A 12,906-nucleotide genomic window follows, 5' to 3' on the forward strand; every position below is an offset into this window, starting at 1 on the left:
TATTTTTGTTAAAAAAGGAGGGGTTATCTTGACGTATCAGCAAGCTTTAACGCAATATATTACAGATACGAATTCCCATGATTTTAAAATGTAAAGGAAATATTGCATCCACAGGCGGTCTATTGGTTTACCGATAAAACATGCACAACCTTAGAGGACATAGGCAATTATTTTAATCATGCATGGAAGGTAATCGAGCAAGAAGTATATTCCGCTACTGATGTACAATGGTTGACGGTGGATGAAAAATCTGCTGCCTGTATTTATACATACCACTATGAAGGCTACCATAATGGAAAATTTGCAGCAGGTAGCGGAAGAGCAACAAATATATTTATAAAAGAAAATGATAAATGGAAGTTAATTCATGAGCATCTAAGTAGTTAAGATTTTTACTATAACTTGAATTAGCAACAATGAAATGATTAGTGTTAGTAGTATTCTCGCCGCTTTCATAGGAATTTTTGGTAAAACTAATAGCCCTAGCTGAGAGCCAATAATAGAGCCTACTGCCATTGCAATCGCATATTTCCATTGTATAAAACCAGTTTGATAAAAGACTAAAAATGCCCCTGTACAGCTTCCAAACAGAAGCACGCGTGTAAGCTGTACAGCCTTTATGTAAGAATGATGCTGGCGTAAATAGTGTAATATGCTGAAGGTTGAAGAGCCGGGACCAAAGCCACCATCATATACCGAAATAAAAAATGGCTGCCATAATGTATAGCTATGATTTGCCTTATTTCCATCTGACTGTGCAGTCCATTCTTTTCTTTTTAACGTTAGAAACAATACGAGAATGAGTAGTATACAAGCAATCATATTCATGATCTGCTCTGACATGGCTACTGTTAAAAGTGCCCCGCAAACTCCTCCAGTAAATGCGATAGCGACATATTTCACAATAGAAGCTAGACGAAGCTCCTGCTGATAAAGGAGAAAAAAGATACTAGATAATGCTGCGACGCCTGTAGAAAATTTATTTGTAGCAATGCCTGTATGGATAGGTATACCCACAAGCATCATGGCTGGGATTGTTATAAGCCCGCCACCCCCAGCAAGGGTACCAATAAAAGCAGCAATAACCCCTATACTAACAAGTGTTAGTGAAAGCCTCGTATAAAAAAGTCCTATTACAATGATAAGAGTGACAATTAAAATAAAAGATTTTTTCATAAGCATCTCCTTTAGCGTTGTAGTTAAAGGGTAGATGGAATTGATTGATAAATCTAATATATTATTTTTAGATTTCTATAAATAAAATTTATGTATTTTCTCTTAATTGCTATAAGGTATAGCTATAAGAAGTCAACTTTCACTCATTCCTAATAACGTAGAGCAAAAATAATATCAATCCTTGGATAAAACAAATATTATCATTACTATAGTAATTAATGGAAAAAATTTCGGAACAGAATGTAGAGGAGAATTATTATGCAGCAACATGTCTATCAATGGGGAAACATCGAAAATCCAACTTTAATCTTTTTACATGCTAGTCTATATGATCTAGAAGTGGCGCCTATTACTGTTGCTGGACACAGTGTTGCTACAGAAATAAAGAAATGGATTTATTGTTGAAAATTGGGGTTGATACGATGATTTTAAAAACAGAAGCAGAGTTAAAATACTTAATTGAAGCAGATAGTTGGATGATGGAAATAGTAGCAGCTGTGGAGAGACTAGAGTTACCAGATTCCTGGATTTGTGCTGGATTTATCTTCATTCAGCAGAAGACTCCCACCTCTACAGAGTGAGATGAATGAGGTTTTGATTCCTTTTTAGTGAGCGTCCAAACACCTACTGAATGAAGATAAAGCCTCCGGCGGATGTCACGGATTTTCAAAGGAATGAATTGTGCGGGCACAATTCAAAATCCGGACGCAATTACGCCAAGGCGAAATTGATTCGTTCAAAGGTATGGGATTATCTTCATCATTATGAAAGCAGAACACCTTTAGCTGATATTGATGTGATATATTTTGATAAAGCAAGTCTTTCAGAAAAAGATGAAAAAAAGTATGAGCAAAAGCTGAGAGAATTATTACCAAATGAGCCATGGTCTGTGAAAAATCAAGCGAGAATGCATGTAGTGAATAACACTAAACCTTATCATTCTTCGATGGATGGAGTTGCTCATTTTCCCGAAACGCCAACAGCTATTGGTATAAGACTTACCAATGGAATTCTTCAAATCGCTGCACCCCATGGTATTCAGCATTTAATTTCTGGGATTGTTGCTCCTACACCGTATTTTCAGAAAGACACGCTAATGCATGAAATTTATAAGCGCAGAATTCAGCAGAAAAATTGGACATCTATTTGGCCAAAGCTACAGATTGTTAACGATTAGGAAGGAGCTATAGCGTTTGTATCACGATAAAAATCAAATACTCATTCATTATGAAGCGTCTCTACAATTTGTGGAAGGTTTAGTGGAACTGACGGAGGAACAATGGCGTTTACCTATTGAACCTGGAAAATGGACAGTGGCAGAAGTAATTGGACATCTTACTCCATGGGATGAATTCGTGTACCATCACCGGCTACCATTTCTTTTGGCTGATGAAATTCTACCAAAGGGACCAAATGCTGAAGAAATAAATGCACATGCCGCAAAGGAAAGTCGGTTAAAAAGTAAAGAGGAAACGATTGAAATTTTTTTAGAAAATAGAAATTTACTAATTGGTGCAATTCATCAGATAGAAGACCAACGATGGCAGCAATCATTGAAAATAGGGGCTTCTGAATTAACATTATTAAGTTACTTTACTGGTTTAATAGATCACGATCTTCATCATTTTTCACAAATCCAAAGTGCTTTAAAAAATGTGGGAGCTGAAAAATGGATATCAAGCATTTAATTGACTACTATGCACATGCAACTGTGAAATTTACGGATATTTTTTCAAATAGGATGATGCCTAATCAAGTAGATAGAGGGCGAACAACTGCCCCTGGTAAGTGTGGTCTAGTTGTTCCACTTGCAGGAAATGCTAGCTTTAGTTTCAATGGCGTACCATACATAATGGAGCCTGGTATGGTTATACATGCAGGACCCCAAATGCCAATTGAAATTAAGGTTATTGGTAATCAGATTTGGGAATATGCAGTTGTCCATTATTATATCCCTATAGAAGAAATCAACAAATACCCTTTAGCAAATCAGCATTTTTTAATTGATACAGGCTATCATACAAAAATTATAGATTATGTCCAGCAATTAATAGAGAGTCAATCATTGCCTGGAAATATGGCAATATTGAAATCTAAAACATTATTTATGAATCTCTTGGAGACTATCCTTATTTCGGCAAAAGTGAAGATTCTTGATACAGCAAGTGACATTATGGAGCAAGCTTTACAGTATATACATGAGAACTACGCTAAGCAAATATCAGTTTCAAAGATAGCTGAGGAATTCGGTGTAGAGCGTCGTAGATTTGCTTATTTATTTGAGCAACATACGGGTATGAATCCTAGCACGTACTTAACAGAATACCGTATACGGAGAGCGAAGGATTTATTGGAATATCACGATTCTACGATAGCGGAGATAGCAGAATGTGTAGGTTACGTAGATTGCTTTTATTTTAGCCGGGTTTTCAAAAAATGTACGGGAATGTCCCCAACTGTCTATCGGAAAGCAATAAGTGACTTTATGTAAAGTCAAAGTGGTTTTATCCATAAAATGCAGGACAACAACTATAGAATTGTGTCACTATTGTATCCATTTAATGATGGTGAGTAAGATCTTTTACTTTACTTTTGAAGGAAGAAAATATTTAAAGTTCTACACTATTGCTGATTGGAGTGCAAGGCTACTCGACTCCCGTGGGATAGCGAGACAGACGAGACCCTGCACGGAGCGTCAGCGCAGGAAGCGGCTCGTCGCTCGCCCACAGGAAAGCGAGTAGCCTGGAACGGAAATCACCTTCATTTTGACTAAATATTCACAAAGAGTCCCTTGACTATTTAATTTTTCAACACTATGAAAGCTATTTCTTGAAAAAGAAATAGCTTTTTTTGTGAAGTAAAAACGGCAAAAGTCCATGTGATTCATGAAATTATCCATTCACAACTGTTTTTCTCTTTGTTAGGATAATATCCGTAAATGATAATGAGTATCAATTAAATTATTGATTTCTATTGACTTAATAATGAAAACGATTATCATTATCAATAGAGAGTTGTAGGGAGAGAATATAAATGAATAAATATTTTAAAATGTGTGCACCTGCTTTATTAGCTTTATCCTTGGCAGCATGTGGAACAGATAAAGCAGAAGAGTCCAATGCATCTTCAAATAATACAGCGGAAACAAGTGCAACAGAATCACAAGCAAATGAGACTAAAACTCAGACAATCACTTATCTAGGGGAAAAATATGAACTTCCTGCTAAAGTGAATAATATTGTAGCGGCAAGCTTGGAATCCATGGAGGATGCTGCGATGCTCGGTATTAAGCCAGTCGGAGTACTTGAAATTGGTGGTAAAATTCCTTCTTATCTTGTTTCTGAATTTGAGGGTGCTAAGCTTGTGGGGAATAAAATGGAGCCTAACGCAGAAGCCATTCTTGATCTTGATCCAGATGTAATTGTAGGTACTTCCAAATTCCCTGAAGAAACTGCTGAAAAGCTCAACAAAATTCAAACAATGATTCCATATTCACATATCTCTACAAATTGGAAGGAAAACCTAACATTACTTGCACAGCTTACTGGTAAAGAGGATGATGCTAAAAAAATCATTGCAGATTATGATACCAAGGTGGCTGATGCACAAGCTAAATCGAAAGAGCAACTTATAGACAAACAAGTATTAGTTATTCGAGTACGTGGCGGAGTAATGTATATTTATCCAGCAGGCGTTTACTTAAATCCGGTTTTATATGAGGATTTAGGAGCACCAATTCCTGAAAGTCTTAAAACAACAAAAGCTCAGGCTGAACTTTCTCTTGAAACATTAGCGCAAGTAAATCCAGACGCCATTTTCCTTCAGTTTGAGGAATCAGAAAATGCAGATGCACCAAAAGCATTAGAGGATTTACAAAAGAATCCGATTTTTGCAAGCTTAAAGGCATCACAAAATAATCAAATTTTCGTGAATGCAATTGATCCGTTAGCACAAGGCGGTACAGCTTGGTCTAAAGTGAAATTCTTAGATATTGCAGCAGAAAAATTACTTAAATAGTTGTTTTAGAGAGGCTGGTAATAGATTTGGTGGCATCACCAGGCTATTACCAGCCTTTTATAAGAGTTCAAATAGAAAAAGGTGTGGAAGTTGAAAAAAACAAACATAATGGCATTTTCAATAGTAGCAGCTTCTCCATTTTTAATTGTGATGATAGCATTAGTTTCCGTTATGTACGGAACAAAAGACATTAGTGCAATCACAATATGGCAGGCGATTTCTGCATTTGATCCCTCGAATGTGGATCATCAAATTGTTAGAACTGGTCGTATTCCTAGGATTGCTGCAGTTTTATTAGTGGGCGCATTTTTAGCAGTAGCTGGTGCTGTTATGCAGGGCATTACACGAAATTATTTAGCATCACCTTCCTTGATGGGTGTAAATGATGGCTCAGCATTTGTTATTACGTTAGCTATTGTATTTTTCCCAGGTCTCCCTAACTATCAAATGATTCTGCTTTCGATGATTGGCTCTGCATTAGGAGCCGGGATAGTTTTTGGATTTGGTTCATTAATTCGCAATGGTTTATCACCTGTACGATTAGCAATTATTGGTACGGTTATCGGTACATTTTTAAGTAGTATAGCTACTGCCATTGCAATGTATTTCCAAGTATCACAAACAGTAAGTGTATGGTATAACACGAAGGTACATATGGTGGATATGAATATGCTGCTGCTAGCTATCCCATTTGGCTTAGTCGGTTTAGTCCTTGCCTTATTATCAGCAAAGGCTATTACAATCACTTCTCTGGGTGAAGATATTGCTATTGGGCTTGGGCAAAAAACAACAGCGGTGAAGATCATTAGTATGCTAGCTGTTGTATGCTTAACAGGTACAGCAGTTGCGCTTGTCGGAAAGATTGCCTTTGTTGGATTAGTTATCCCACATATTACACGCTTCCTTGTTGGAGTAGATTATCGCTTTATTATTCCTTGTGCGGCGGTAATAGGCTCGTTTTTCCTAGCACTTTGTGATGTACTTAGCCGTTTTGTCAATTTCCCATTCGAAACGCCAATTGGTGTATTAACAGCATTAGTGGGTGTTCCATTCTTCTTATATTTAGTTCGTAAACACGGGGGTGAAAAGCGTGCGTAAAAAAACCTCAAGTGTATTTGTTATGACCGCTTCTATACTTATTTTATTTATTTTAGTTGCCAGCTATCTTCATATTACGAATGGGGTATTTGATATGTCTGTGATGGATGTCATTAAAACATTACTCCGTATTGAGCCCAATCCAAAATTTGATCTTGTTATTTTTGAATTTCGTTTACCACGTATTGTCATTGCAGCCCTTGTTGGTGTTGGCTTAGGTATGGCTGGAGTGGTATTACAAGGTATTACACGCAATGGTCTAGCGGACCCTGGAATTTTAGGGATCAATGCTGGAGCTGGAGCAGCTGTTGTTATATTTATGTTTTTCTTTCAATTACGTTTAGTGACTGCGGATATAAGTAGCTGGTTATCCATTTTAATGATGCCCCTATTTGGATTTGTTGGAGGGGCAATAGCTGCTATACTAATTTTTTCCTTTGCTCTAAAAAATGGTCACTTGGATATGCAGCGATTAATTTTAACTGGGATAGCTATTAATAGTGGATTTGGGGCATTATCGTTATTTTTATCATTAAAAATGAGTGCCCAAGACTTTGAATCAGCAGCAGTTTGGATGGCCGGCTCCATCTACAATGCTAACTGGATTTTTGTAGTAACGATGCTGCCGTGGCTAATCCTATTAGGCATTTATGTGCATCGAAAATCGTATTTACTCGATTATTTTCAGCTGGAAGAGGATAGTATTACTAGCTTAGGGATAGCGGTTGAAAAAGAGAAGATGAAGCTGTTGCTGGCAAGCGTTGGTTTAGTCAGTGCCTGTGTATCGGTATCGGGTAGTATTGGCTTTATTGGATTAATGGCACCGCATATTGCGAAGCAACTTGTTGGTATACAGCATCGTTATGTCATGCCAGTAAGTGCATTAATTGGTGCTGGCTTATTAATTTTAGCTGATTTTATTGGAAAAACAGTATTTGCACCATCTGAGCTGGCAGTTGGTATTGTTGTCTCCATTATAGGAATTCCGTATTTCTTATATTTATTAGTGAAATCAAAAGCATAGGAGGGAAAAGGTGTGCAAACTGCATTTAGAATGGAAAATTTATCTTCTGGCTATGAGCAGGTTCGAGTATTTGAAGGTCTAAATTTAACAATTGAGGAGGGAAAGGTTACAACCATTATAGGACCAAATGGTTGTGGAAAATCCACATTGTTGAAAACAATTGGTCGGATATTGAAAAAACAACAGGGTACGGTTTATTTGCAGGATCAAAATATGCAAAATCTATCTACAAAGGAAATCGCAAAAAAGCTAGCGATCCTTTCACAAACACCCATTGCTCCTGGACAGCTAAAGGTAGAGGAGCTAATTGCCTATGGTCGCTATCCGCATCGGAATAATGTCAATCGCCTGACAAAAAAGGATGAGGAAATGATTGAGTGGGCCTTAACCGTTACCAACACTATAGAATTTCGTGATCGAGACCTTGCACAGCTTTCAGGAGGTCAACGTCAACGTGTATGGCTGGCAATGGCACTTGCACAAGAAACAAATATTTTATTGCTAGATGAACCGACGACTTATTTAGATATGGCACACCAGTTAGAGGTGCTAGAAATTGTGAAAAGCTTGAATGAGGAGCATCGTTGCACAATAGTAATGGTCTTACATGACATTAATCATGCAGCGCGTTATTCAGACCATTTAATCGCAATGCGTCAGGGTGTTGTGATGAAAACAGGGACACCTCAAGACATATTGTGCGTCGATGTAATGCGTCAGGTATTTAATATTGATGCGCGCATTATGGTGGACCCTGTGACGAATACACCTGTATGCTATGGCTATGATGTGCTAAAGGAGGTTAATCAATGATGCTCGAAAGGACAAATCCCGATTATTTAACACAGCAAATGACCTCCAATTTTACAAATTATAGGTATACAATCAACATCTACGTACCTCAGGGTGAGGCGCCAGAAGAAGGCTTTCCTGTTTTATATGTATTAGATGGATCGTCCTATTTCCAGCTTGTAAAGGAAGCAGTGCGTCTACAAAGTCGAAATGCCCCAAAGACAGGTATATTACCAGCAATCGTAGTTGGCATTGGGCATGGAGCTGATATGCAGGAACGACGTTTTTATGATTTTACGGGACAAGCTGAATCCTATACGTATCCTGCAAGATTTAAAGGAAAGGACCATGAAAGGCATGGTGGAGCCGAAAACTTTAGCAGGTTTTTAGAGGAAGAATTAAAGCCAGAGATGCTAGCTAACTTTCCTATAAATAATGAGCAGCAAACACTTTTTGGACATTCACTTGCTGGCTATTTTGTGCTGTGGCAATTATTCCATCAATCGTCTAGTTATCAACGTTATATTGCTATTAGCCCTTCTATTTGGTGGAACGAGCATGAGCTATTACGTTTTGCATCAGCATTTATTAAGGATAATCAGGAAATAAAGGCAAAGCTGTTCATCGGAGTGGGTGAACTTGAAACCTTTATGGTGGATGATGCACAACAAATTGCAAATAGATTACAGAATGTCATGGATATTTCCTTTTATGAGGGACTTGAGGAAAATCATGCTTCCATTGTTCCAACTATTATGAGTAGAGCAATACGTTTTGTGAATAAAAACTAATAGTAAAACCGCATTATCTCTGATAATGCGGTTTAAATTTGTTTAAAAATGCAATGAAATGTATATTAAAACAAAGGAGGAATCCTGATAAAGATGGTAATTATGTTAGCACAATTAAAAGATGCACCTATTATTCATGATGTAATGTTACAGGCATTTAAAGAATATGAGCATACAACACCACCCTCAAGTGCACTTAATGAAACGGTTGAATCGATTAAAGAGGGTATGGAAAGAGGAGAAAATGCCTTTATTGCTTATCTCAATGAACAGCCCGTTGCTATGGTAAGGTTTACATTTAGTGATCACAGTGTTTATTTTTTTAGATTATCTGTCATCCCTTCAAAACAAGGACATGGCTTGGCCAAAGCAGTATTGAAAAAGCTTGAACATCATGCACTTGCTAATGGTAAAACGATTAGTAAATGTAAGGTTCGTATGTCTGTCCCTCGAAACATTGAGTTATATCGTTCATTAGGTTATGTTATTACAAAAGAGCAGAAGGGCGAGAATCTTAACGGCTTCTCTCTTTCTATAGCAACGATGGAGAAACAGCTTACTTAGTAGGAGGGACTACATTTGCAGAAAAAGCTTGGCTGCTTGCATGCACATTATTCGAACATAGCATATATAGAACAAACATTTTTTAATATCAATCACATAGAACTTGTCCATTTTGTAGATCCAGGTCTTATCCTGCAAGCTTCAAATGAAAATAGCGGGTTAGCTTTTAAGGTGAAGGAACAGCTTGAATGGATGGAAAGCTGTCAGATAGATGCCATTTTAATAACGTGTACAAATTATATTGCTCTGTTAGAGGAAGCACCCATTACGCTTTCCATTCCAATTTTGAAAATAGACGAACCCTTTTTTGAAGCTATTTGTAAGAATGAACAGCCTCAAACAATCCTTTTTACGAATTCGAGAACCGTAGAGGGTACAATGAGAAGGCTTCAGCAATATTCCTTACAACATAACAAAGAGATTGAAGTTGTAGCTAAGGTAATCAACAATACTTTTGAACTGATTATGCAGGGAAAGCAGGAAGCATATAAAAAAGCCATTCTTCAAGCTCTTTATCATGTAAAAGAGGATCAACGACAAACGTCTGTTGCACAGCTTTCAATGGTGGAGGCTGCACAGCTATTCGAAAAAGAGTCAGGGCTAACAATTACTCATCCTCTAAAATCGTTAGCTGAATTTGTAGTAAGATCAATAGAAAAATATTCAGAATAATCTGTAACAATACATACAAAAAATTCGTTACATAGATAAAGCCATCTTGAAGGAGTGGTGTAATGAAGCGATGTATCCTTGTATTTACAGTATTATTATTTCTAGCAGGCTGTGTAATGAATGAAAAAGCAGTAGTACTACCTGATGATTTACCTGATTTTGTTCAAGAAAGTGACTTTGCATCAATTAATTGGGACAAAAAAGCCGAAGTGTTTGGTGATAGAGGTAGTATAGTAGGGAATATCAATAAATCTGGCGTCATTGGTGCTGATGCGCCAAGCCTAAGCACCCAAAAATGGATGTGGCATCTTTGGGGAGTAGAGCCTACTCTTGACACAGAGCTGACGATAGTCGGCTATCATAAAGATTCAAAAACAGTTCATCCAATATTGATAAATGGTTGGACAACGGGCCTTGGTGGACCTAATAATGGTGCAGATGCCCATACACCCTCAAGTGTAAAAATTCCAGAGCCGGGCGTATGGGCAATATTGCTTTATATCAACGGCAGCTATTTTGATACGTTAATTTATGATATCACTCAATAGAATTTGTTATGTTATAGTGAAATAAATATTCAAAACCCTTATTTTGTAAGTTTAAATTCTTGCATAATAAGGGTTTTTATTTTTGATAGTGGAAGTTTATTTTTTGTCACATTTTGGGTAGTTCAATTGTTTACGTATATAGTTAGAGAAAATGGGGTGGTTAAGTGCATACAAAATTTTTCGAGCAGATGATCGAATTGCTTACTTGCTTAAGGAGTACTATGAAAAAATTTATGTGTATTGCTTTAACATATTAAGGAATGCCCATGATCCTGAAAAAATAATGCCAGTAGCGCGAAAAATATTAAATTGGTAATATAAAAAGTAAGAAAATAGAAAACGGAGGAGAGCTATATGACCGATTTACGCTATCCAATTGGGCAATTTCAATTTCCGGAAATTGTGACAACTCAGCAAGTAAAGGAATGGATTGATGATATTCGTCTGTTACCTAGACAATTAGCGGAGGAACTAAGTGGTGTAAGTGAGCAAGCATTAGCGAAAACGTATCGAGAACATGGCTGGACTGTTACACAGCTAGTCCATCACATCGCCGATAGTCATATGAATAGCTATATTCGTTTTAAATTAGCACTAACTGAGGATGTACCGACGATTAAGCCGTACAATGAAGCGGAATGGGCACAACTTCCAGATTCAGAACTTCCAGTAGCGACCTCCTATAAACTAATCGAAAGCTTACATGAGCGCTGGGTTTATTTACTGTCCAGTCTAACAGAGGAGCAACTGCAAAGAGCGTTTAACCATCCAGATTCAGGATTACTAACACTTGAAAAAGCCATAGCTCTATATGCTTGGCATGGAAAGCATCACCTTGCTCATATTCAAAATGCTTTGGCGAAATAATTAATGCAATCCATTTAAATTGAAAAATAGGCGATTTCTCAGTTTTAAGAAAATCGCCTATTTTTTTGCTTATTTTTTCAATTGTTTTCAAGGTAGTATCATATTTTGCATGGATGATTAACGCTGTAGGGTAGCTTTAATCTAACATACGAGCATAATCTTTTATACAATATTGATTCCTGCACTTGCGTTACCAGTAACAGAAGCAACAATCCCTGAGGAAGTAAGAGAGAATATCATTAATAAACGATCACCAGCAGCTACTGGCACTGGTGTAACGTTTCTAGTACCAAATGTAATAGTACCTATTGCTATTGTTGAGAGAGCTGGTGCTAAATCAACAAATGCATCTGTAGGGCTGAAAATATTACTTCCCGCAACCGCGCGGTAAATTTGCGCTCTGACTGTTGCTGTTCCTAAAAGACCTACACCAACTGTTGCAGACAAGGACGCAGAAATAGATGTAATAGTTCCTGCACGTGGAACGGAAAAGGCTTCTGTTCCAGTAGCAGCTGTTAAGTCTATATTTATACCAGTAAGGGTTACCCCTGGAATAGACGTGCCGAATCCTACCATACTTACTGTCCCGATAGCGCCACCAAGAACTGATGTTAAAACAACAGGAACAATACCTGATGCGAATGGGATGATGGAGCCTGTTGCTGGTGGAGTAGAAATACATGCAGCATCTATAGCTTCAAAAGGACCGAGTGCAGCACACTCATTATTTTGATTTGCACAGCCGCCGCACGTTGAATTACAATTCATACACATTTTTACACCCCCTTTCTTCATTATTCTATTCAGCTATGTTTGTGGGGTCAGGGCAAATATCTAAATTGAAGCTTTTATTGTATAAATTTTAGAGAGCGCTTTAGGGAAGCTTTATCCAATCTCCATGAATCATCTTATGTGACTGTTGAGCATAAAAAAGTCCAATATGTATTTTCATACTTATTGGACGATTTATCAGTTCTACTTTTCATACTAAACCACTTTAAACTAACTCCATTTCCTAAAGAAATTGAAAAATAATGAGCCCTTTTCTTTTTTATGTTCTTCGTCCATATTTTCTTCTTCCTGTTGAGGTTGCTTGTTTACCTCTTGTGTATCGATATAGGCTTCAAATGTTTCTTCTGATATAGCTTCAGATTCGTCATTTTTTAAAGTAGGTGACTTTTGCTCATTTAACGCTTCAGAAGTCGTTAGAATGACAGGCTCATTCACTGTTTCAGAAGAATCGAGAACAACCGTTTCCTTATTCACTGTTTCAGAAGAATCGAGAACAACCGTTTCCTTATTCACTGTTTCAGAAGAATCGAGAACAACCGTTTCCTTATTCACTGTTTCAGAAGAA

Annotated in this window: 17 protein-coding genes and 1 pseudogene; 15 read left to right on the top strand and 3 right to left on the bottom strand. The window is 37.3% G+C overall.

Annotated elements, in window-relative coordinates; genetic code table 11:
- Positions 1-28 precede the first annotated feature (28 nt).
- Positions 29-387 (top strand): annotated as a pseudogene (locus ACQKIM_RS00580) (YybH family protein).
- On the opposite strand, the gene ACQKIM_RS00585 reads toward ACQKIM_RS00580, so the two are convergent.
- Complete coding sequence (locus ACQKIM_RS00585; protein ID WP_427537480.1) at positions 376-1,176, bottom strand: sulfite exporter TauE/SafE family protein; 801 nt, start codon at positions 1,174-1,176, stop codon at positions 376-378. The pseudogene ACQKIM_RS00580 and the gene ACQKIM_RS00585 overlap by 12 nt on opposite strands.
- A gap of 258 nt (positions 1,177-1,434) precedes the next feature.
- Here ACQKIM_RS00585 and ACQKIM_RS00590 point away from each other — a divergent pair, with 258 nt between their 5' ends.
- The 14 genes from ACQKIM_RS00590 to ACQKIM_RS00655 all read left to right on the top strand — a co-directional run bounded on the left by ACQKIM_RS00590 (position 1,435) and on the right by ACQKIM_RS00655 (position 11,549).
- Positions 1,435-1,581, top strand: coding sequence for a hypothetical protein (locus ACQKIM_RS00590; protein ID WP_427537483.1), 147 nt, complete (start codon positions 1,435-1,437; stop codon positions 1,579-1,581).
- On the top strand, positions 1,566-1,757 hold the full coding sequence (locus tag ACQKIM_RS00595) for a hypothetical protein (RefSeq protein ID WP_427537486.1): 192 nt from the start codon (positions 1,566-1,568) through the stop codon (positions 1,755-1,757). Before ACQKIM_RS00590 ends, ACQKIM_RS00595 begins: the two co-directional genes overlap by 16 nt.
- A 146-nt stretch (positions 1,758-1,903) precedes the next feature.
- On the top strand, positions 1,904-2,353 hold the full coding sequence (locus tag ACQKIM_RS00600) for a nucleotidyltransferase family protein (protein WP_427537489.1): 450 nt from the start codon (positions 1,904-1,906) through the stop codon (positions 2,351-2,353).
- 16 nt (positions 2,354-2,369) lie between these two features.
- On the top strand, positions 2,370-2,864 hold the full coding sequence (locus tag ACQKIM_RS00605; RefSeq protein WP_427537492.1) for a DinB family protein: 495 nt from the start codon (positions 2,370-2,372) through the stop codon (positions 2,862-2,864).
- Positions 2,846-3,667: a helix-turn-helix domain-containing protein gene (locus ACQKIM_RS00610; protein WP_427537495.1), complete on the top strand. Its 822-nt coding sequence runs from the start codon at positions 2,846-2,848 to the stop codon at positions 3,665-3,667. The genes ACQKIM_RS00605 and ACQKIM_RS00610 overlap by 19 nt, the downstream gene beginning before the upstream one ends.
- A gap of 542 nt (positions 3,668-4,209) precedes the next feature.
- A complete protein-coding gene (locus ACQKIM_RS00615; RefSeq protein ID WP_427537498.1) occupies positions 4,210-5,193 on the top strand; it encodes an ABC transporter substrate-binding protein in 984 nt (327 codons plus the stop codon).
- A 90-nt stretch (positions 5,194-5,283) separates the two neighbouring features.
- A complete protein-coding gene (locus ACQKIM_RS00620; RefSeq protein WP_427537501.1) occupies positions 5,284-6,291 on the top strand; it encodes a FecCD family ABC transporter permease in 1,008 nt (335 codons plus the stop codon).
- Positions 6,284-7,315, top strand: a complete 1,032-nt coding sequence (locus ACQKIM_RS00625; RefSeq protein ID WP_427537504.1) for a FecCD family ABC transporter permease — start codon at positions 6,284-6,286, stop codon at positions 7,313-7,315. The genes ACQKIM_RS00620 and ACQKIM_RS00625 overlap by 8 nt, the downstream gene beginning before the upstream one ends.
- A 30-nt stretch (positions 7,316-7,345) precedes the next feature.
- Positions 7,346-8,128: an ABC transporter ATP-binding protein gene (locus ACQKIM_RS00630; protein WP_427537819.1), complete on the top strand. Its 783-nt coding sequence runs from the start codon at positions 7,346-7,348 to the stop codon at positions 8,126-8,128.
- Positions 8,125-8,898, top strand: a complete 774-nt coding sequence (locus ACQKIM_RS00635; protein WP_427537507.1) for an alpha/beta hydrolase — start codon at positions 8,125-8,127, stop codon at positions 8,896-8,898. Before ACQKIM_RS00630 ends, ACQKIM_RS00635 begins: the two co-directional genes overlap by 4 nt.
- 93 nt (positions 8,899-8,991) lie before the next feature.
- On the top strand, positions 8,992-9,462 hold the full coding sequence (locus ACQKIM_RS00640; protein ID WP_427537510.1) for a GNAT family N-acetyltransferase: 471 nt from the start codon (positions 8,992-8,994) through the stop codon (positions 9,460-9,462).
- A gap of 15 nt (positions 9,463-9,477) precedes the next feature.
- Positions 9,478-10,134 carry a hypothetical protein gene (locus tag ACQKIM_RS00645; protein WP_427537513.1) on the top strand — a complete coding sequence of 219 codons (657 nt, stop codon included), beginning with the start codon at positions 9,478-9,480 and terminating at the stop codon, positions 10,132-10,134.
- Positions 10,135-10,196: 62 nt separating this feature from the next.
- On the top strand, positions 10,197-10,682 hold the full coding sequence (locus ACQKIM_RS00650; protein ID WP_427537516.1) for a hypothetical protein: 486 nt from the start codon (positions 10,197-10,199) through the stop codon (positions 10,680-10,682).
- A 354-nt stretch (positions 10,683-11,036) separates the two neighbouring features.
- A complete protein-coding gene (locus ACQKIM_RS00655; protein WP_427537519.1) occupies positions 11,037-11,549 on the top strand; it encodes a YfiT family bacillithiol transferase in 513 nt (170 codons plus the stop codon).
- 162 nt (positions 11,550-11,711) lie between these two features.
- Here the strand turns inward: ACQKIM_RS00655 and ACQKIM_RS00660 are convergent, their stop codons facing one another.
- Both ACQKIM_RS00660 and ACQKIM_RS00665 read right to left on the bottom strand, forming a co-directional pair.
- Positions 11,712-12,323: an exosporium glycoprotein BclB-related protein gene (locus ACQKIM_RS00660; RefSeq protein WP_427537522.1), complete on the bottom strand. Its 612-nt coding sequence runs from the start codon at positions 12,321-12,323 to the stop codon at positions 11,712-11,714.
- 228 nt (positions 12,324-12,551) lie between these two features.
- On the bottom strand, positions 12,552-12,906 hold a 355-nt coding region (locus ACQKIM_RS00665), incomplete at its 5' end, for a hypothetical protein (RefSeq protein WP_427537525.1).

It is taken from the genome of Lysinibacillus sp. NPDC047702 (assembly GCF_050272555.1).
Lineage (GTDB): Bacteria > Bacillota > Bacilli > Bacillales_A > Planococcaceae > Lysinibacillus.